The 19,329-nt window shown below is 65.8% G+C and carries 18 protein-coding genes; 12 read left to right on the top strand and 6 right to left on the bottom strand.

Translation table 11 applies throughout. The annotated features are described in order from the left end of the window. Positions 1–10 precede the first annotated feature (10 nt). The 4 genes from AC24YW_RS02105 (at position 11) to AC24YW_RS02090 (ending at position 3,659) form a co-directional block, all read left to right on the top strand. Positions 11–874 carry a branched-chain amino acid ABC transporter permease gene (locus AC24YW_RS02105; RefSeq protein ID WP_036000843.1) on the top strand — a complete coding sequence of 288 codons (864 nt, stop codon included), beginning with the start codon at positions 11–13 and terminating at the stop codon, positions 872–874. Between the two features lie 2 nt (positions 875–876). Next, complete coding sequence (locus AC24YW_RS02100) at positions 877–1,845, top strand: branched-chain amino acid ABC transporter permease (protein ID WP_487481143.1); 969 nt, start codon at positions 877–879, stop codon at positions 1,843–1,845. Between the two features lie 155 nt (positions 1,846–2,000). Further along, positions 2,001–2,645 carry a DUF47 domain-containing protein gene (locus AC24YW_RS02095; protein ID WP_036000836.1) on the top strand — a complete coding sequence of 215 codons (645 nt, stop codon included), beginning with the start codon at positions 2,001–2,003 and terminating at the stop codon, positions 2,643–2,645. A gap of 9 nt (positions 2,646–2,654) precedes the next feature. Beyond that, positions 2,655–3,659: an anion permease gene (locus tag AC24YW_RS02090; protein WP_487481142.1), complete on the top strand. Its 1,005-nt coding sequence runs from the start codon at positions 2,655–2,657 to the stop codon at positions 3,657–3,659. Here the strand turns inward: AC24YW_RS02090 and sugE are convergent. After that, positions 3,652–3,966, bottom strand: coding sequence for a quaternary ammonium compound efflux SMR transporter SugE (gene sugE / locus AC24YW_RS02085; protein ID WP_487481141.1), 315 nt, complete (start codon positions 3,964–3,966; stop codon positions 3,652–3,654). The genes AC24YW_RS02090 and sugE overlap by 8 nt on opposite strands. Before the next feature lie 188 nt (positions 3,967–4,154). Here sugE and AC24YW_RS02080 point away from each other — a divergent pair, with 188 nt between their 5' ends. The 8 genes from AC24YW_RS02080 to AC24YW_RS02045 all read left to right on the top strand — a co-directional run bounded on the left by AC24YW_RS02080 (position 4,155) and on the right by AC24YW_RS02045 (position 13,014). Then, positions 4,155–5,777 (top strand): peptide chain release factor 3, encoded by a 1,623-nt coding sequence (locus AC24YW_RS02080; RefSeq protein WP_487481140.1) that lies wholly within the window; start codon positions 4,155–4,157, stop codon positions 5,775–5,777. A 213-nt stretch (positions 5,778–5,990) separates the two neighbouring features. Next, positions 5,991–6,569, top strand: coding sequence for a hypothetical protein (locus tag AC24YW_RS02075; RefSeq protein WP_487481139.1), 579 nt, complete (start codon positions 5,991–5,993; stop codon positions 6,567–6,569). Positions 6,570–6,687: 118 nt separating this feature from the next. Continuing rightward, positions 6,688–7,272, top strand: coding sequence for an NnrU family protein (locus AC24YW_RS02070; RefSeq protein WP_487481138.1), 585 nt, complete (start codon positions 6,688–6,690; stop codon positions 7,270–7,272). A gap of 73 nt (positions 7,273–7,345) precedes the next feature. Then, positions 7,346–8,938 (top strand): class I adenylate-forming enzyme family protein, encoded by a 1,593-nt coding sequence (locus AC24YW_RS02065; protein ID WP_487481838.1) that lies wholly within the window; start codon positions 7,346–7,348, stop codon positions 8,936–8,938. Between the two features lie 165 nt (positions 8,939–9,103). Next, the gene (locus AC24YW_RS02060; protein WP_487481137.1) at positions 9,104–9,757 is read left to right on the top strand and encodes a tetratricopeptide repeat protein; all 654 of its coding nucleotides are present in this window, start codon (positions 9,104–9,106) and stop codon (positions 9,755–9,757) included. A 30-nt stretch (positions 9,758–9,787) separates the two neighbouring features. After that, a complete protein-coding gene (locus tag AC24YW_RS02055) occupies positions 9,788–10,327 on the top strand; it encodes a hypothetical protein (RefSeq protein WP_487481136.1) in 540 nt (179 codons plus the stop codon). A gap of 51 nt (positions 10,328–10,378) precedes the next feature. Continuing rightward, positions 10,379–11,761, top strand: coding sequence for a ribosome biogenesis GTPase Der (der, locus tag AC24YW_RS02050; protein ID WP_487481135.1), 1,383 nt, complete (start codon positions 10,379–10,381; stop codon positions 11,759–11,761). Then, the gene (locus tag AC24YW_RS02045) at positions 11,758–13,014 is read left to right on the top strand and encodes a TCR/Tet family MFS transporter (protein ID WP_487481134.1); all 1,257 of its coding nucleotides are present in this window, start codon (positions 11,758–11,760) and stop codon (positions 13,012–13,014) included. The genes der and AC24YW_RS02045 overlap by 4 nt, the downstream gene beginning before the upstream one ends. 102 nt (positions 13,015–13,116) lie before the next feature. Here AC24YW_RS02045 and AC24YW_RS02040 read toward each other — a convergent pair whose 3' ends face one another. The 5 genes from AC24YW_RS02040 to radA all read right to left on the bottom strand — a co-directional run bounded on the left by AC24YW_RS02040 (position 13,117) and on the right by radA (position 19,328). Next, positions 13,117–14,340, bottom strand: coding sequence for an ABC transporter substrate-binding protein (locus AC24YW_RS02040; protein ID WP_487481133.1), 1,224 nt, complete (start codon positions 14,338–14,340; stop codon positions 13,117–13,119). Between the two features lie 276 nt (positions 14,341–14,616). Next, positions 14,617–15,357 (bottom strand): SDR family NAD(P)-dependent oxidoreductase, encoded by a 741-nt coding sequence (locus AC24YW_RS02035; RefSeq protein ID WP_487481132.1) that lies wholly within the window; start codon positions 15,355–15,357, stop codon positions 14,617–14,619. A 175-nt stretch (positions 15,358–15,532) separates the two neighbouring features. Continuing rightward, entirely contained in the window at positions 15,533–17,056 is a 1,524-nt protein-coding gene (purF, locus tag AC24YW_RS02030; RefSeq protein WP_487481131.1) for an amidophosphoribosyltransferase, read from the bottom strand. A 29-nt stretch (positions 17,057–17,085) separates the two neighbouring features. Further along, positions 17,086–17,715 (bottom strand): CvpA family protein, encoded by a 630-nt coding sequence (locus AC24YW_RS02025; protein WP_487481837.1) that lies wholly within the window; start codon positions 17,713–17,715, stop codon positions 17,086–17,088. 167 nt (positions 17,716–17,882) lie between these two features. Further along, entirely contained in the window at positions 17,883–19,328 is a 1,446-nt protein-coding gene (gene radA / locus AC24YW_RS02020) for a DNA repair protein RadA (protein ID WP_487481130.1), read from the bottom strand. Between the last annotated feature and the right edge of the window lies 1 nt (position 19,329).

Below are 19,329 nucleotides of genomic sequence, written 5' to 3'. Positions count from 1 at the left end.
TGCGGGATCGATGCAGGCTCTCTACGCTCAGCTACTGGTGGGACTGATCAACGGCTCGTTCTACGCGCTGCTCAGTCTCGGGCTTGCCGTCATCTTCGGCATGCTCAACATCATCAATTTCGCCCACGGCGCGCTCTACATGATGGGCGCCTTCGTCGCCTATTTCCTGTTGAACCTCGGCGGCATCAATTATTGGTGGGCGCTGCTGCTGGCGCCGATCATCGTCGGCATCTTCGGCATGATCCTGGAACGGACCATGCTGCAATGGCTGACCGGGCTCGATCATCTCTACGGCCTGCTCCTGACCTTCGGCATCGCGCTGATCGTGCAGGGCGTGTTCCAGAACTATTTCGGCTCCTCGGGCCTGCCTTACGCCATTCCCGACCAGCTCAGGGGCGGCATGAATCTCGGCTTCATGTTCCTGCCGATCTACCGCGGCTGGGTCGTCGTGTTCTCGCTGGCGGTGTGCCTTGCGACCTGGTTCCTGATCGAGAAGACGCAGCTCGGCGCCTACCTGCGCGCCGCCACCGAAAATCCGACGCTGGTGCGCGCCTTCGGCATCAACGTGCCGCGCATGATCACGCTCACTTACGGTCTCGGCGTCGGCCTTGCCGCGCTCGCCGGCGTGCTCTCGGCGCCGATCAACCAGGTGCGGCCGCTGATGGGCGCCGACCTCATCATCGTCGTGTTCGCGGTGGTGGTGATCGGCGGCATGGGCTCGATCATGGGCTCCATAATCACCGGCTTCGCGCTCGGCGTGATCGAGGGCCTGACCAAGTATTTCTACCCCGAGGCCTCCAACACCGTCGTGTTCGTGCTGATGGTGCTGGTGCTGCTGGTGAAGCCGACGGGATTGACGGGAAGGGCGGCCTAAAGATGACAACCCTGACGGACGACACGCTTCCTGTGACGCCGCGCGCGATGCGCGACGAGATGATCGTGTTCGCAGTGATGGCGCTGCTGCTCGCAGCGGTGCCGTTCACCGGCGTCTACCCCTTCTTCGTGATGCAGGCGCTGTGCTTTGCGCTGCTCGCCTGCGCCTTCAATCTGCTGGTCGGCTATGGCGGCTTGCTGTCGTTCGGCCACGCGATGTTCCTGGGCACGGCCGGCTATTGCAGCGCGCATGCGCTGAAGGTCTGGGCGCTGCCGCCGGAGCTCGGCATTCTCGTCGGCGTCGCCGCGGCGTTCGTGCTCTCGATCGTCACCGGCTACATCTCGATCCGCCGCCAGGGCATCTATTTCTCGATGATCACGCTGGCGCTGTCGCAGCTCCTGTACTTCATCTATCTCCAGGCCCCGTTCACCCATGGTGAGGACGGCATCCAGGGCATCCCGCAGGGACGCATGTTCGGCGTGCTCGATCTGTCCAAGCCGACGGTGCTGTACTATGTCGTGCTGGTCGGCTTCCTCGCCGGCTTCCTCCTGATCTTCCGCATCATCAACTCGCCGTTCGGCGAAGTCCTAAAGGCGATCCGCGAGAACGAGCCGCGCGCGATCTCGCTCGGCTACCGCACCGACCAGTACAAGTTCCTGGCCTTCGTGCTGTCGGGCACGCTGGCCGGCTTTGCCGGTGCGCTGAAGGTGTTCGTGGCGCAGAACGCCTCGCTGACCGACGTGCACTGGACGATGTCGGGCGAGGTCGTGCTGATGACGCTGGTCGGCGGGCTCGGCACCGTTTTCGGTCCCGTGGTCGGCGCCTTCGTGATCATCGCCATGCAGCAATATCTGGCGGGCTTCGGCCAATGGGTGACGGTGATCCAGGGCGCGATCTTCGTGGTCTGCGTGCTCACTTTCCGCCGCGGCGTCGTCGGCGAAATCGCGCATTACTTCCGACGCTCGCTCTAAGTAACTGATATTGCATCAATTTCATTGATGCATGAAAGCGGTGGATGACCCGGCTCCGCGGGCGTGAGGCGACACGCGTGCGGATCGAAAATGGTTTATGACAGGTTTATGACAGCCCTCACGGGCCTGACCATTTCCAACCGGTAGCCTACCCCATGATGCGATGGTTTCGTGCGTTCCTGCCCAGGGAAGAGCGGTTCTTCGACCTGTTCGACCGGCATGCCCAGACCGTGATCCAGGGCGCAGTCGCGCTGCAGGGCATGCTCAACGGGGGTGAGGAGACGCCGGTCTATTGCCAGCGCGTCAACCAGTTCGAGAACGACGCCGACAACATCACCCGTGAGGTGCTGACGGCGGTACGCCGCACCTTCATCACCCCGTTCGACCGCGGCGACATCAAGAACCTGATCACGTCGCTGGACGATGCCATCGACCAGATGCAGCAGACGGCCAAGGCCGTGATGCTGTTTGAGGTGCGCAGTTTCGAGCCGCCGATGCGCGAGATCGGCGGCCTCTTGATCGAATGCGCCAATCTGGTCGGCCGTGCGCTGCCGCTGATGCAGGAGATCGGCAAGAACGTCGCCATGCTGACCGCGATCACGGAGGAGCTCGGCAAGCTCGAGGGGCGGGTCGACGATCTCCACGACATCGGCCTGAAGGAGCTGTTCCTCAAGCATCGCGACGGCAATGCGATGGATTTCATCGTCGGGGTCGAGATCTACGACCATCTCGAGAAGGTGGCCGACCGCTTCGATGACGTCGCGAACGAAATCAACAGCATCGTTATCGAGCAAGTGTAGGACCTCGCCGTGGATGCCGCGTTGGGTCTTCCCGTCCTGGTCGGCTTGATCGCCGTCGCGCTGCTGTTCGATTTCCTGAACGGCCTGCACGACGCCGCCAATTCGATCGCGACCATCGTCTCGACCCGCGTGCTGCGGCCGCAATTCGCGGTGTTCTGGGCCGCGTTCTTCAATTTCATCGCCTTCCTGGTGTTCGGGCTGCACGTCGCCCAGACCATCGGCACCGGCATCATCGATCCCGCAGTCGTCGACGCCCAGGTGATCTTCGCAGCCCTCATTGGCGCCATCGTCTGGAATCTCGTGACCTGGGCGCTCGGCATCCCGTCGTCCTCCTCGCATGCGCTGATCGGCGGGCTCGTCGGCGGCGGCCTGGCCAAGGCAGGGATCTCGGCCGCGGTGTGGAGCGGGTTGTCGAAGACCGTGCTGGCGATCGTGCTGTCGCCGCTGGTCGGCTTCCTGCTCGCAATGGCACTGGTTGCGATCGTGTCCTGGGCCTCGGTGCGCTCGACGCCGTTCGCGGTCGACCGCGCCTTCCGCATCCTGCAATTCGCCTCCGCCTCGCTCTATTCGCTCGGCCATGGCGGCAACGACGCGCAGAAGACCATGGGCATCATCGCGGTGCTGCTCTATTCGCAGGGCCATCTCGGCAGCGAGTTCTCGGTTCCGTTCTGGGTGGTGCTGTCCTGCCAGGCGGCGATGGCGCTGGGCACGCTGATGGGCGGCTGGCGCATCGTCCGCACCATGGGCCTGCGCATCACGAAATTGACCCCGATGCAGGGCTTTTGCGCCGAGACGGGAGGCGCGGTGACCCTGTTCATGGCGACCTATCTCGGGGTTCCCGTCTCGACCACCCACACCATCACCGGCGCCATCGTCGGCGTCGGCGCCGCCCGCCGCGTCTCGGCCGTGCGCTGGAACGTCGCCAGCTCGATCGTCTATGCCTGGGTGATCACGATCCCGGCCTCGGCCATTGTGGCCGCGCTGACCTGGTGGGTGGTCCAGCTCGTCAGGTGACGAGCTTCAGTCCGATGATGCCGGCGACGATCAGGCCGATGCTGGCGAGGCGGAAGGCCGTCGCCGGCTCGCCGAACAGGATGATGCCGAGCGTTGCGGTGCCGACCGCGCCGATGCCGGTCCAGACCGCATAGGCGGTTCCGACGGGCAATGATTTCAATGCAAATCCGAGCAGGATGACGCTGCCCGCCATGGCCGCCAGGGTGACCGCCGACGGAACAAGCTTGCTGAAACCCTCGGTGTATTTCAGGCCGATGGCCCAGGTGATTTCGAGAAGACCGGCGACGAACAGGATGCTCCAGGCCATGACGACCCTCCATTCAAGGCAGGGGCGTCCCCGCGGCTGAGGTGCTGATGGGCAGGGGAGGCCGTCCTCACCCAGGTCTGATGTCCAAGACTGATATATCCAAGCGCCGATATGGGGCTGGCCGGAAGCATCCGCAATCACCAAATGAGGCTTGATCAGGCCCGTTTTCCCTGCCACACGCTCCCGCCATGTCCGACATCGCCACCACCACAGCCGAATCGCCGGCCCGTTCCCCGCTTGCCGCCGAGGTGGCGCGGCGGCGGACCTTTGCGATCATCTCCCATCCCGACGCCGGCAAGACCACGCTGACCGAAAAGCTGCTGCTGTTCGGCGGCGCCATCAACCTCGCCGGCCAGGTCAAGGCCAAGGGCGAGCGGCGCAATACCCGATCTGACTGGATGAAGATCGAGCGCGAGCGCGGCATCTCGGTGGTGACCTCGGTGATGACCTTCGAGTTCGAAGGCCTCGTCTTCAATCTGCTGGACACGCCGGGCCACGAGGACTTTTCCGAAGATACCTATCGCACGCTGACGGCGGTCGATTCCGCCGTGATGGTGATCGACGCGGCCAAGGGCATCGAGGCGCGCACCCGCAAGCTGTTCGAGGTTTGCCGTCTGCGCGACATCCCGATCATCACCTTCATCAACAAGATGGACCGCGAGAGCCGCGACGTGTTCGAGCTGCTCGACGAGATCGAGAAGACGCTGGCGCTCGACACCACGCCGATGACCTGGCCGGTCGGCCGCGGCCGCGACTTCCTCGGCACCTATGACGTCGTCAATGGCGGCGTGCGCCTGCTCGAAGGCGGCGGCGCCAAGACCGGCGCGGCGCAGCAGATCGCGATCGAGGAATTGGCCAAGCTCAACGCCAATCTCGACGTCTCCACCGTGAAGGACGAGCTCGAGCTCGTCACCGAGGCGTCGAAGCCGTTCGAGCTGGACGCGTTCCGCGAGGGACATCTGACGCCGGTCTATTTCGGCAGCGCGCTGCGCAATTTCGGCGTCGGCGACCTCCTGGAGGGCCTCGGCAAGTTCGCGCCCGAGCCGCGCGCGCAGGACAGCGACCAGCGCAAGGTCGAGGCCACCGATCCCAGGATGAGCGCCTTCGTGTTCAAGATCCAGGCCAACATGGATCCCAACCACCGCGACCGCATCGCGTTCGCGCGCCTCTGCTCGGGCAAGCTCAGCCGCGGCATGAAGGCCAAGCTCGTGCGCACCGGCAAGAGCATGCCGCTGTCGAGCCCGCAATTCTTCTTCGCGCAGGACCGCTCGGTCGCGGACGAAGCCTTCGCCGGCGACGTCGTCGGCATTCCCAACCACGGCACGCTGCGCATCGGCGATACGCTGACCGAGGGCGAGGATTTCAACTTCGTCGGCGTGCCGAGCTTTGCGCCGGAAATCGTCCGCCGCGTCCGTCTTACCGACGCGATGAAGGCGAAGAAGCTGAAGGAAGCGCTGCAGCAGATGTCGGAAGAGGGCGTGGTGCAGGTGTTCCGCCCGCGCGACGGCGCCCCGGCGCTGGTCGGCGTGGTCGGCGCGCTGCAGCTCGACGTGCTCAAGGCGCGGCTCGAGGCGGAATACTCGCTGCCGGTCGAATTCGAGGTCAGCGAGTTCCAGCTGGCGCGCTGGGTGTCCTCCGAGGACCGCAAGAAGCTCGACAGCTTCATCGCTGCCAACAATTCGAGCATTGCCGACGACGTCGACGGCGATCCCGTCTATCTCGCCCGCAACGAGTTCTACCTCGGCTACACCCGGGAGCGCGCCGAGGGCATCGAGTTCAGCAACGTCAAGGACGTCAAGAAGAAGGGGTAGGAGCGAGCGTTGCGCTTACCCTGCGCGGCCACACCACCGCTGTCATTCCCCGCGAAGGCGGGGAATCCAGTACGCCGCAGCCCATCGATTCAGCCACTACCGTCTCGGAGTACTGGTCGCCCGGTCGAGCCGGGCGACGACACCGGAGGTTGAACGCGAGCATTTGAACGCACGTGGACTTGACGTGTTCGTCCGCGATGCCACGTTCGCATCATGTGGCGCTACATTCTCGTTCTGATCCTGCTGACGATCCCAACGATCGCCGCCGACGCGCGGCCGCGCCAGATCAACCCGATCCCGTTCGCGCACGAGCCTTGCAGCGTGCTCGACGGCGAGCCCTGCACGCCGTCCTATTGCAGCCCGCTCGAGCCCGGCCCCTGCATCCCCGAGATCGACTATCCTTACGGCCAGAACCTCCAGCTCACGATCGAGAGCGTGCCCGCCGAGGCCGACCGCGCCAAATACCAGAAGCCCGATCACGATCTCGACACGATCGGCGACTTGTTCGCCGCGCTGCGCAGCTGCTGGTCGCCGCCATCCGACCATGCGCGCGCGGGCATGCAGATCTCGGTGCGTTTCAGCTTCAACAAGAACGGCGGCCTGATCGGTCCGCCGCGTCTGACATTTGCGACCGCGGGCGTGCCGGCGGACATCCGAACCACCTATCTCGACGCGATCAATTCGTCGCTGAAGGCCTGCCTGCCGCTGAAGTTCACGAGTGGCCTCGGTGGGGCCTTGGCGGGGCGCCCGATCGCGATCCGCTATGTCGATAACAGGGAGCTCGGCAAGTAGACGATGCTCTCACCCCTGATCCTGAGGAGCGCGCTCCTCACCATGAGGGGAGAGAGTTGCGACCCGCGGCCGATCGATGATACCTCAGTGGCGGGGGCTGCTTTGCGGGGAGGATGTCGTGGGTCTGCTGGTCATGATCCTGGGGCTGGTGCTGTTTTTCGCGTCCCATATTTTCACAACCAAACGAGAGGCACGCGCGCAGGCGATCGCGAAGCTGGGCGAGGGGACCTACAAGCTCCTCTATTCGGCGGTCTCGCTCGCGGGGCTCGCGCTGATCATCTGGGGCTATGCCCATTACCGCAGCTCCGGCTGGATCGACGTCTGGTATCCGCCGAAGGCGATGAAGCACATTACGCTCGCGTTGATGCTGCCGGCTGTTATCCTGGTGGTTGCGTCCTACCTGCGCGGCCGCATCTATGCGACGCTGAAGCACCCGATGCTGACCGGCGTCAAGCTGTGGGCCGCCGCGCACCTGCTCGCCAATGGCGATCTCGGCTCCATCGTCCTGTTCGGCTCGTTCCTCGCCTGGGCGGTCTATGACCGCATCTCGCTCAAAGCTCGCACTGACGCTGGTGCCCCGCCGATTCCGGTCGGCGGCGTCAGCAACGATCTGATCGCGGTCGCGGTCGGCGTGGTCGCCTATCTGGCCCTGGCGTTCGCGTTCCATCCGGTGGTGATCGGTGTGCCCGTGATCGGGGTCTAGCCGGTCAGCACAAGACGACACTCGCCTCTCCATGCCGGGAAGAGAACAAGAGCAACAAGCCGAGGGCGTGCCGATGGACTGGTCGCAATCTCAGATCCCGCCGATGCGGCGCGAGGCGCGTTTTGGCGATCGGGTGGTGCCGGCATTCTGCGATCGCCCGTCGAGCCTCTGGGCGATGATCGCGGAGGCGCGCGGCCGCAATGCCGATGGCGAAGCGTTGATCTGCGGCAATGTCCGCCTGAGCTGGCGGCAAGCAATGGAGCGGGCCGCGCGGATCGCTGCGGGATTTCGCAAGCTTGGATTGCGGCCCGGCGATCGCGTCGCCATCCTGCTCGGCAATCGCATCGAATTCCCGCTGCTGCTGTTCGCCGCCGCGCATGAGGGTCTCGTCACGGTGCTGCTCAGCACGCGCCAGCAGAAGCCGGAGATCGCCTATGTGCTCGCCGATTGCGGCGCGAAGATCCTGATCCACGAGGCCGCGCTCGCCGAGCGGCTGCCCGATGCGCAGGATGTGCCCGATGTGATCCACCGCGTTGCCATCGATGACGATCCTGCCCGGTCGCGCTTCTCTTCGCTCGCCGGAAACGCTCCGGCATCGGCGCCGGTCGAGGTGAGCGAAGAGGACACCGCGATGATCCTCTACACCTCCGGCACCACGGGCAAGCCGAAGGGCGCGATGCTGGCCCATTGCAACATCGTCCATTCCTCCATGGTGTTCGTGTCCTGCCTGCAATTGACCGAGGCCGATCGCTCGATCGCAGCGGTGCCGCTCGGCCATGTCACCGGGGTCGTCGCGAACATCACCACCATGATCCGCTGCGGTGGCGCACTGATCATCATGCCGGAGTTCAAGGCCGCCGATTACCTCGAGCTCGCCGCGCGCGAGCGCGTCACCTACACGGTGATGGTGCCGGCGATGTACAATCTCTGCCTGCTCCAGCCCGATTTCGACGGCTACGATCTGTCGAGCTGGCGCATCGGCGGCTTCGGCGGCGCGCCGATGCCGGTCGCCACCATCGAGAAGCTCAAGGCGAAGATTCCGGGCCTGAAGCTGATGAACTGCTACGGCGCGACCGAGACGACCTCGCCCTCGACCATCATGCCGGGCGAGCTGACCGAGCGTCATATCGACAGCGTCGGCCTGCCGTGTCCCGGCGCGCGCATCGCCGTGATGGGCCCGGACGGACGCGAGCTGCCTGCCGGCGAGATCGGCGAGCTCTGGATCCAGAGCGCCTCCGTCATCAAGGGCTACTGGAATAATCCGAAGGCCACCGCCGAAAGCTTCACGGGCGGGTTCTGGCATTCTGGTGATCTCGGCTCGGTCGATGCGGAAGGCTTCGTTCGCGTGTTCGACCGGCAGAAGGACATGATCAATCGCGGCGGCCTGAAGATTTATTCGGCCGAGGTCGAATCCGTGCTGGCCGGCCATCCCGCCGTGGTCGAGAGCGCGATCATTGCCAGGCCTTGCCCGGTGCTGGGCGAGCGCGTCCATGCGGTGGTGGTGACGCGACAGAAGGTGACCGATACGGACCTGCGCGCCTGGTGCGCCGAGCGCCTGTCCGACTACAAGGTTCCCGAAACCATGGCGATCACTGCGGACCCGCTGCCGCGCAACGCCAACGGCAAGGTGCTGAAACGGCAATTGCGGGAGCCAAAGGGAGCTTGAGCCGGGCAGGGACATCCGGGCTGTCCCGGGTGGTTAACGCCTTGATCGGGCTCGCTTTGCCTTGCCACCGCCATATCGTTAGGCTACCTCGCCGCCACACGGGGACGGGATTCCTGACGCGAACGCCTTGGCGCGCGCACCCGGACGGGCATGGGATTGGCATAAGTGTCTGAATTATTTGACGAAGTCAACGAGGAAGTACGTCGCGAACAGTTCAAGAAGCTGTGGGACAAGTATTCGATCTACTTCATCGCGCTGATGGTGCTGATCGTCGCCGGCGCCGGTGGCTGGCAGGGTTATAGGTACCTGGAGGCCAAGAAGGCCGCCGAGGCCGGCGCCGCTTTCGAGAAGGCCGCCGAGCTGTCCGAGCAGGGCAAGCACGAGGACGCCGAGAAGGCCTTCACCGAGCTCGCCGCCAAGGCGCCGTCCGGCTATCGCACCCTGGCGCGGCTGCGTGCTGCGGCGGAGGCCGCGAGCCGCGATCCCAAGGCCGCCGCGAAGATGTATGACGACATCGCCGCCGACCGCAGCATTGGCGGCGAGTGGCAGGATCTGGCCAAGATCCGCGCCGCGGGACTCCTGCTCGACAGCGCCGGCTATGCCGACATCCAGCAGCGGCTGGAAGCTTCCGCCGCGCCGAAATCGACCTTCCGCCACACCGCCCGCGAGATGCTGGCGCTGGCGGCCTGGCGTAACAACGACATGAGCGCAGCCCGCAGATGGCTCGAGGCGATTGACGCAGACGGCGAAACGCCGCCCGGCCTGCGCTCTCGCGCCGAGGCGCTCCAGGCTTTGTTGCCACCCGTCGCCAAAAGCTGACGACGGTTCTCTGACGTAACGAGACACAAGATGCGCCGCACGCCACGCTTGATCGCAGCCGCCGTCCTGATCGCCTTCACCGGCGTCCTGGGCGGCTGCTCCAGCTTCGATCCGAGCGACCTGCTCGACTTCCTCGACACCAAGAAGAAGCTGCCGGGCGACCGCAAGCCGGTCTTCCCCGAGGGCGTGCCGGGGCTCGAGCAGGGCGTGCCGAGGGACCTGTACAAAGGCGCGCAGCAGCAGCAACCCGACCCGAACGCACCTGCCGTCGCGGCTCTGCCTGCGGAGCCGGAGCCGGTCAAGCCCGCGAAGGGGGCCAAGGGAAAGCAGACCAGGCAGCCCGCCACGGCCGCCGCGCCGGCGGAAGCACCCGCCGGCGAGGTCGACGGCGAGGCGCAGCCGGAGGCCGCGCCCGCGACGTCCGCTCCGCCGCCCAAGCACAAGATCGTCCGCAGGCGCACCACCGCGCCGGATCAGCCGGCCCCGCAGGCGCAACCCGCCCCCGCCACGCAGCAGCAATCGCAGAGCGCCTTCCCGGCGCCGCTGCCGAGCGGCAGCTTCTCGCGCTGATATTTTCACGTTGCATTGACAGGCGCAGCCCCGGCAGCGCACGAATGACCGATGTCCTTCACGATCGCTATTATCGGCCGGCCCAATGTCGGCAAGTCGACGCTGTTCAACCGCCTGGTTGGGCAGAAGCTCGCGCTGGTCGATGACCTGCCTGGCGTCACCCGCGACCGCCGCGAAGGCGAGGCCAGGCTGGGCGATCTCCGCTTTACCATCATCGATACCGCCGGCCTCGACGAGGGCGCCAAGGGTTCGCTGACCGCGCGCATGCAGGAGCAGACCGAGACCGCGATCGCGCAGGCCGACGCGCTGTTCTTCGTCATCGACGCCCGCATCGGCCTGACACCGACCGATCGCGCCTTCGCCGATTTCGCCCGCAAGGCCGACAAGCCGGTGCTGCTCATCGCCAACAAGAGCGAGGGCAAGCACGGCGATGCCGGCGCGATGGAATCCTTCGCACTCGGCCTCGGCGATCCCATCCAGATCTCGGCCGAGCACGGCGAGGGCATGGGCGAGCTCTACGATGCGCTCGCCAAGCTGATGCCCGAACCCGTCGAGGACGACGACGATGAGGACGACGCGCCGATCTCGGAGGAGGAGGCCGCGACGCGCCCGATCCGGGTCGCGATCGTCGGCCGGCCCAATGCCGGCAAGTCGACGCTGATCAACCATCTGCTCGGCGAGGAGCGCCTGCTGACGAGCCCCGAGGCCGGCACCACGCGCGATTCCATCGCGGTCGAGATCAACTGGAAGGGCCGCGATTTCCGCGTGTTCGACACCGCAGGCCTGCGCCGGCGCTCGCGCATCGAGGAGAAGCTGGAAAAGCTCTCGGTTGCGGATGCACTGCGCGCGGTGCGCTTTGCCGAAGTGGTCGTGCTGATGATGGATTCGCAGAACCGCTTCGAGGAGCAGGATCTGCGCATCGCCGACCTGATCGAGCGCGAGGGACGCGCGGTCGTGCTCGCCGTCAACAAATGGGACCTGATGGAGACCAAGGGCGGCGGCGCGATCTCGGGTCTGCGCCGCGATGCCGATCATTGGCTGCCGCAGCTCAAGGGCGTGCCCATCGTCGCCGTCTCGGGCCTGATGGGCGAGGGCATCGATCGCCTGATGCAGGCGATCCAGGACGCCTATGCGATCTGGAACAGGCGCGTGCCGACCGCAGCGCTCAATCGCTGGTTCGAGCAGGCGATCCAGGCCAACCCGCCGCCGGCGGTCTCCGGCCGCAGGCTGAAGCTGAACTACATCACCCAGACCAAGGCGCGGCCGCCGAGCTTCGTGCTGTTCTGCTCGCGCGCCGACGCCGTGCCGCAATCCTACTTGCGTTATCTCACCAATTCCATGCGCGAGACCTTCGAGCTGCCGGGCACGCCGGTGCGCATCACGTTGCGTGAGAAGGCCAACCCCTTCGCGCACAAGCGCAAGCGGCCGTCGTGAGCGACGGCGCCGGCGAGGCGGGGGTGCAGGACGCAGCGCCGGCCCGCCGCGGCGCGGTCGCCTTCATCTTCGTCACCATCCTGCTCGACATGGTCGCGCTCGGCGTGATCATGCCGGTCCTGCCGAAGCTGATAGAAAGCTTCGTCGACAACGACACCGCACATGCCGCGCGCATCTTCGGCCTGTTCGGCACTGCCTGGGCCTTGATGCAGTTCGTGTTCTCGCCGGTGCTTGGCGCGCTGTCGGATCGTTTCGGACGGCGGCCGGTGGTGCTGCTGTCGAATTTCGGGCTCGCGGCCGACTACGTCTTGATGGCGCTGGCGCCGTCGCTTGCGTGGCTGTTCGTCGGCCGCGTGATCTCCGGCATCACCTCGGCGAGCATCTCGACCGCCTTCGCCTATATCGCCGACGTCACGCCGCCAGAACGCCGTGCGGCGGTCTTCGGCCGGATTGGTGCGGCCTTCGGCGCCGGCTTCATCCTGGGGCCAGCGCTCGGCGGCCTGCTCGGCGATATCGATCCGCGCCTGCCGTTCTGGGCCGCGGCGGCCCTGAGCTTCGCCAATGCGCTCTATGGCCTGTTCGTGCTGCCGGAGTCGCTTGCGCCCGACAAGCGCGCGCCGCTGCGCTGGCGCAGCGCCAATCCGCTCGGGGCGCTGCATCTGCTGCGCTCCGATGCGCTGCTTGCCGCGTTGTCGATCATCAACTTCATCGCGCAGGTCGCGCACGTCGTGCTGCCCTCGACCTTCGTGCTCTACGCGACCTATCGCTACGGCTGGGATGCCAAGACGGTGGGCCTGACGCTCGCCATGGTCGGCATCTGCGCCATGGTGGTGCAGGGCTTTGCGATCGGCCCCATCGTGCATGCGCTCGGCGAGCGCAACGCGCTGCTGCTCGGCCTCTGCTGTGGCGCAATCGGCTTCGTGGTCCTCGGCGCTGCGCCGACCGGACGGCTATCGTGGCTCGGGATTCCCATTCTGGCGCTGTGGGGCATCTCCGGTGCAGCCTCGCAGGCGCTGATGACGCGGCGCGTCGCGCCGGATCAGCAGGGCCAGCTGCAGGGCGCGACCGCGAGCGTGCAGAGCGTGTCGCAGCTCGTCGGCCCGTTCCTGTTCACACTGACATTTTCCTATTTCATCGGCGCCGGCGCACCGCTGCATCTGCCCGGCGCCCCGTTCCTGCTCGCGGCGGCGCTGATGGTGGTGTGCGTTGCGATCGCGGTGCGGTCGCTGGGTGCGACCAGGACAGTCTCGTAGGGTGGGCAAAGCGAAGCGTGCCCACCGCTGTTTCGTCAATTCGCGGAGAGAGGTGGGCACGGCGCTTGGCGCCTTTGCCCACCCTACGAAGCGTTGGCTGGTTTACTTCTTTACCAGCGGGCAATCGCTGTCCTTGAGCGGCTTGGCCGCGTCTTCCGGCGCGATGGTGGCGACCAGCTTGTAATAGTCCCACGGCCCCTTCGACTCCTCGGGCTTCTTCACCTCGAAGAGATAAGCGGGGATGAGGCGGCGTCCGTCCTGGCGCAGCGGGCCCTTGCCGAACAGCGGATCGTCGGTCGGCAGCTCCTTCATCTTGGCGACGACCTTGGCGCCGTCACGCGGATTGCTGCCGAGCGCCTCCATCGCCTTCAGGTAATGCAGGATCTCGGCATAGAGGCCCGCAACCGTCATCGAGGGCATCGAGCCCTTGGGCGAGACCTTCTGGAAGCGCTTCGACCATTCGCGGGTCTGGTCGTTGAGGTCCCAGTAGAACGACTCGGTGAAGGTCAGGCCCTGCGCGGTCTTCAGGCCGAGCGAGTGCACGTCGTTGATGAACAGCAGCAGCGCGGCGAGCTTCTGGCCGCCCTGGACGATGCCGAATTCGGCGGCTTGCTTGATCGCGTTGGTGGTATCGCCGCCCGCATTGGCAAGGCCGATGATCTTGGCCTTGGAGGACTGCGCCTGCAGCAGGAAGGAAGAGAAGTCCGCCGTGTTCAGCGGGTGCTTGACGCCGCCGAGCACCTTGCCGCCTGTCGCCGTGACGACGGCGCCGGTATCACGCTCCAGCGCATGGCCGAAGGCGTAATCCGCGGTGAGGAAGAACCAGCTGTCGCCGCCCGCCTTGGTCAGCGCCTTGCCGGTGCCGTTGGCGAGCATGTAGGTGTCGTAGGTGAAGGACACGGTGTTGGGCGTGCAGGCCTTGCCGGTAAGGTCGGCGGTGGCCGCACCCGAATTGAGCAGCACCGCATTCTTTTCCTTGACGAGGTTGCTGACCGCGAGCGCAACGCCGGAGCTCGGCGTGTCGGCGATGGCATCGACCTTGTCGGAGTCGATCCATTGCCGGGCGATGTTGACGCCGATGTCGGGCTTGTTCTGGTGATCGCCGGAGAGCACCTCGATGGTCCAGCCCTTGGCTTTCAGCCCGGAATCCTCGACCGCCATCTTCACCGCCGCCACCGAGTTCGGACCGCCGATGTCGGCATAGAGGCTCGACATGTCGTTGAGCACGCCGATCTTGATGGTCTTGTCCTGCGCGAAGGCGGATGTGGCAAAGCCGAAAGCGGCACAGGCCAGAAGAGCCGCAGTGCGGCGTGCGGGCATCGTCATGAAAGGCTTCCTCCATTGTCAAATATGCGGACGGCTCTCTTCGGGAGCCTTGGTCCGATTGACGCTCTACCGTGTCCCACGGCTGTCGGCAATGCACCTAAAGCCGGATGACGCTGCGTCGTAGCGTCATCCATCGGTTAATTTTTGGGCAAAATGCGTTGAGACGCTATTTCAGCGCGTTCGATGCCGGCTCGAATTTCTGAATGCGCTTTCCGGTATCGAGCTCGGCGGTACGGACGTTACCGCCGGCATGACGTCCATGGTGTCGGACGGCAATCAGGCCGGCGCGCGGAAGCTCATCAGGGTGCGGGTCTTGTAGTCGTAGAATTTGCCGGTCTCGGTCCAGTCCGGCGCGCACAGCGGCACGATGAATTCGGCGACCTGCTCGGGCGTGTCGAGCGTCTCGGGGTCTTCGCCCGGCATCAGCGTGGCGCGCATGCGGGTGCGGACCGGGCCGGGGTTGAACAGATTGACGCGCAGCTTGGTGTTCGCGGTTTCCTGCGCCCAGGCGCGTGCCAGCGTCTCCAATGCGGCCTTGGAGGCCGCGTAGGGGCTGACATAAGCGGTGGCCTTGTTGGCGGCACCCGAGGTGATGAACACGGCGCGGCCGGCATCGGACTGCCTGAGCAGCGGCTCCATGCAGCGGATCAGCTGGAAGTTCGCGGAGACATTCACCGCCATCACGTCGTTGAAGGTCTTCAGCTCGATATGGCCGATCGGCGAGGAAGGGCCGAGCACGCCGGCATTGCCGACGAGGATGTCGAGTTTTCCATACCGCTCGTGCAGGCCGGCGCCGAGACGCGCGATGCCGTCGGAATCGGTGAGGTTGAGCGGCACCAGGGTGGCGCTGCCACCGATCTTGCGGATCTCGTCGTCGAGCTCTTCCAGCCCTCCTTGCGTGCGCGCGGTGGCCACGATATGCGCGCCGGCCTTGGCCAGCGCGATTGCGGTGGCGAAACCGATGCCGCGCGAGGCGCCGGTGACGAGAGCGATACGGTCGGCGAGGGGCTTTGTCATTGTCGAATACTTCCGTCATGCCCGGGCATAGCCGTCTGAAGGACGGCGTCGCTTCCGCTCGCCTATGTCCCGGGCATCCACGTTCTTTACGGCGGGTATTACAGACGTGGATGGCCGGGACAAGCCCGGCCATGACGAAAAAGAAGTCTCCGATGAGCCCCGGAGACGATCTTGCTCAGCTCGCCTCCGCCAGCAGCGACAATTGCCGTGGCTGCGGCTCGGTCTGGGTCTGGTCGGTGAGGTGGGTCGGATAGACGCCGGTGAAGCAGTGATCCGCAAACTTCGGATTGGCGGGGTCGCGGCCGGGCTCGCCCATGGCGCGGTACATGCCGTCAATCGACAGGAAGGCGAGCGAGTCGGCGCCGATGAGCTCGCGCATCTCCTCCAGCGAATGCGTCGCCGCCAGCAGGCCGCCACGGTCGGGCAGGTCGATGCCGTAATAGTCAGGGTAGAGGATCGGGGGCGAAGCGAGGCGGAAGTGCACCTCTTTGGCGCCGGCATCGCGCATCATGCGCACGATCTTCTTGGAGGTGGTGCCGCGCACGAGCGAGTCGTCGATCAGGATGATGCGCTTGCCTTCGATCGCGGCGCGGTTGGCCGAGTGCTTCATGCGCACGCCGGATTCGCGGATCGCCTGCGTCGGCTGGATGAAGGTGCGGCCGACATAATGGTTGCGGATGATGCCGAGCTCGAACGGCACGCCCGAATGCTGGCTGTAGCCGACCGCCGCGGGCACGCCGGAATCCGGCACCGGCACCACGACGTCGACCGGAACGTGGCTCTCGCGCGCCAGCTGCGCGCCGAAATTCTTGCGCACCTCGTAGACCGAGCGGCCGTGCACGATGGAATCCGGCCGCGAGAAGTAGATGTATTCGAAGATGCAGGGGCGCGGCGCCATCGGCGGGAACGGCTTGTGGATGTCCTCGCCGTTCTCGTCGAACACGATGACTTCGCCGGGCTCGATGTCGCGTACGAAGCGGGCGCCGATGATGTCGAGCGCGCAGGTCTCCGAGGTCAGGATCGGACAGCCGTCGAGCTCGCCGAGCACCAGCGGGCGGATGCCGCGCGGATCGCGCGCGCCGACCAGCTTCTTGTTGGTGAGCGAGACCAGCGCATAGGCGCCCTCGATCTCGCGCAGCGCGTCGATGTAGCGCTCGATGAAGCGGCTGCGCCTCGAGCGCGCCACCAGATGCAGGATCACCTCGGTATCGGAGGTCGATTGCATCATCGCGCCGTTCTTGACGAGCTCGCGGCGCAACGTCAGGCCGTTGGAGAGGTTGCCGTTGTGGGCGACCGCAAGGCCACCGGCATTGAGCTCGGCGAACAGCGGCTGCACGTTGCGCAGGATGGTGGCGCCGGTCGTGGCGTAGCGGACATGGCCGACCGCGACATTGCCGGGCAGGCGGTCGATCACCTCGCGGCGGGAGAAGGTGTCGCCGACGAGGCCGAGGCGGCGTTCGGAGTGGAAGCGGCTGCCGTCGTAGGAGACGATGCCGGCGGCCTCCTGGCCGCGGTGCTGCAGGGCGTGAAGGCCGAGCGCGGTGATCGCGGCCGCATCAGGGTGGCCGTAGATGCCGAAGACGCCGCATTCCTCGCGTGGCGTATCGCCTTCCAGATCGTCCTGAAGCTCGAGTGCGGCCGGGCCTGGACCGGCGTTTGGATCGAGATCAAGCAGGGCGTCCTGGTCAGGGTGTCGCATCTCGTTCTCGCCTCTCTTTTGGGGCCCTATCAACGCGCCGCAGGTTTCTCGATCAGCTTTTTCATGCCGTCACGAGCCGTTTTGCTGTACCCGTCGCCGCTGCCCGAAGGCGGCTGCTCGGATTCAGCTTGATCATCATCTGGTTTGTTTTTCTTGAATCTCTTCAAGATGGTGTTCTCGGGGTCGTCAGGCAAGAGGGCCATCAGCCAATCGCCGGTTCCCTGCAACACGACGCGGGACTTGGCCCCGGTGACCCAGTCGGGGCGCTGCTTGTCCGGCACCAGCCAGGTGAAGAACAGGAACGCGACCACGACGATCAAAAGCCCGCGAGCCAGCCCAAACAGGAAGCCGAGGGTGCGATCCAGCGCGCCGATGCGCGAATCCAGGATCATGTCGGAGATCCGGACGGTGATGACGGAGACCACGACCAGGGTGCCGATGAACACGCCGGCCACGACGACCACGCTCGCGACCGTGTCGTTGTTGAAATAGGTCTTGGCGGTCGGCAGCAGCTTCGAGAACGAGTACAGCGTCACGATCGCCGCCGCGCCCCAGGCCGCGATCGACAGGATTTCGCGCATGAAGCCGCGGACCATGGCGAGCAGGCCCGAGATCAGCATCACGCCGAGCAGGATCAGGTCGAGGATGGTTACTGGCATCGGCTGGTCTGGTCCGCTCGTACGTCTAAGGTGCTCTAGCGAATCGGTGCTTGGCCGCTGCCCTAAAAGAAGGGCAGACGGCGTTCCCGGCAAGGCCGCAACCACGCAATCCCATGCTGCTTTTGTGACGGCTGTATAGCGGCGGAGGCCTCCGGCGTCACCTCCAGCTAACCCTCTCCGCGGCGGAATCTCGCCGGTGTGGCATTTTTCTCTGGCTGCGCGCTGGATTCGCCCCGGCGGGAGCCCCTGGCTGCGATATCGGCCACCAATGTCGTCAGGCTGTTCACCGCGTTCAGGGACAGCCCGGCGTCTCCGCCCGCATCGCCCCGCGCCGATTCGGGCAGCATGGCGCGCTGGAAGCCGAGCTTTGCCGCCTCCTTGAGCCGGGCCGGGGTCTGCGCCACCGGCCGCACCACGCCCGACAGCGAGATTTCGCCGAAATAGACGGCATCGGTGGGTAACTGCGCATTAACCAGCGACGACACCAGGGCTGCGGCGGCGGCGAGGTCGGCCGCGGGCTCGTGGATGCGCAGTCCGCCGGCAACGTTCAGATAGACGTCGTGGCCGGACAGCTTGACCCCGCAATGAGCCTCCAGCACCGCCAGCACCATCGAGAGCCGGCTCGGATCCCAGCCGACCACGGCCCGGCGCGGGGTGCCGAGCGAGGTCGGGGCCACCAGTGCCTGCAATTCGACCAGAACGGGCCTGGTGCCCTCGATGCCGGCAAAGACCGCGGTGCCGGGCGTGCCGAGATCGCGCTCGGACAGGAACAGCTCGGAGGGGTTGGTGACCTCGCGCAGGCCGAGGCCCGTCATCTCGAACACGCCGATCTCGTCGGTCGGCCCGAAGCGGTTCTTCACGGCGCGCAGGATGCGGAATTGCTGCGAACCTTCGCCCTCGAACGACATCACCGCATCGACCATGTGCTCGACCACGCGGGGGCCGGCGATCTGGCCGTCCTTGGTGACGTGGCCGACCAGGATAATGGCAGCCCCGGTCTTCTTGGCGAAGCGGATCAGCGCCTGCGCCGAGGCGCGCACCTGCGTCACCGTGCCGGGCGCCGATTCCACGGTGTCGGTCCACATGGTCTGGATCGAATCGATCACGATCAGCCGGGGAACAGCGCCCTCCGACAGCGTCGAGACGATGTCTTCGACCGAGGTCTCGGCGGCCAGCTGCACCGGCGCATCCGACAGCCCCAGCCGCTCGGCGCGCAGGCGCACCTGGGCGACCGCCTCTTCGCCGGAGATGTAGACGACGCGGTGGCCGGCACGGGCGAGCAGGCTGGTTGCCTGCGTCAGCAGCGTCGACTTGCCGATGCCGGGATCGCCGCCGACCAGCAGCACCGAGCCGCGCACGAAGCCGCCGCCGGTGACGCGGTCAAGCTCGGTCAGCCCCGAGGACAGGCGCGGCGCGTCCGGGCTCTTGCCGGCGAGACTCTCCAGCGCGAACGTCCTTCCCTTGCGCTTGGAGCGGATCGACACCGGCACGCTGCCGCTGGTGTCTTCTTCGGCAAGCGTATTCCATTCGCCGCAGGACTCGCACTTGCCCTGCCAGCGGTTATAGGCCGCGCCGCAGTTCTGGCAGACGAAGGAAAGCGTGTTCTTGGCCATG

The sequence above is a fragment of the Bradyrhizobium sp. USDA3516 genome (assembly GCF_057651995.1).
Note: the sequence above shows the minus strand (reverse complement) of the source record. Positions and strands in the feature narration are given on the sequence as shown.

Coding starts and splice junctions, on each gene's coding strand:
- radA (WP_487481130.1), bottom strand. CDS start 19,328: ATGGCCAAGAACACGCTTTCCTTCGTCTGCCAGAACTGCGGCGCGGCC.
- AC24YW_RS02065 (WP_487481838.1), top strand. CDS start 7,346: ATGGACTGGTCGCAATCTCAGATCCCGCCGATGCGGCGCGAGGCGCGT.
- der (WP_487481135.1), top strand. CDS start 10,379: ATGTCCTTCACGATCGCTATTATCGGCCGGCCCAATGTCGGCAAGTCG.
- sugE (WP_487481141.1), bottom strand. CDS start 3,966: ATGGCCTGGAGCATCCTGTTCGTCGCCGGTCTTCTCGAAATCACCTGG.
- AC24YW_RS02035 (WP_487481132.1), bottom strand. CDS start 15,357: ATGACAAAGCCCCTCGCCGACCGTATCGCTCTCGTCACCGGCGCCTCG.
- AC24YW_RS02080 (WP_487481140.1), top strand. CDS start 4,155: ATGTCCGACATCGCCACCACCACAGCCGAATCGCCGGCCCGTTCCCCG.
- AC24YW_RS02025 (WP_487481837.1), bottom strand. CDS start 17,715: ATGCCAGTAACCATCCTCGACCTGATCCTGCTCGGCGTGATGCTGATC.
- AC24YW_RS02100 (WP_487481143.1), top strand. CDS start 877: ATGACAACCCTGACGGACGACACGCTTCCTGTGACGCCGCGCGCGATG.
- AC24YW_RS02105 (WP_036000843.1), top strand. CDS start 11: ATGCAGGCTCTCTACGCTCAGCTACTGGTGGGACTGATCAACGGCTCG.
- AC24YW_RS02095 (WP_036000836.1), top strand. CDS start 2,001: ATGATGCGATGGTTTCGTGCGTTCCTGCCCAGGGAAGAGCGGTTCTTC.
- AC24YW_RS02075 (WP_487481139.1), top strand. CDS start 5,991: ATGTGGCGCTACATTCTCGTTCTGATCCTGCTGACGATCCCAACGATC.
- AC24YW_RS02055 (WP_487481136.1), top strand. CDS start 9,788: ATGCGCCGCACGCCACGCTTGATCGCAGCCGCCGTCCTGATCGCCTTC.
- purF (WP_487481131.1), bottom strand. CDS start 17,056: ATGCGACACCCTGACCAGGACGCCCTGCTTGATCTCGATCCAAACGCC.
- AC24YW_RS02040 (WP_487481133.1), bottom strand. CDS start 14,340: ATGACGATGCCCGCACGCCGCACTGCGGCTCTTCTGGCCTGTGCCGCT.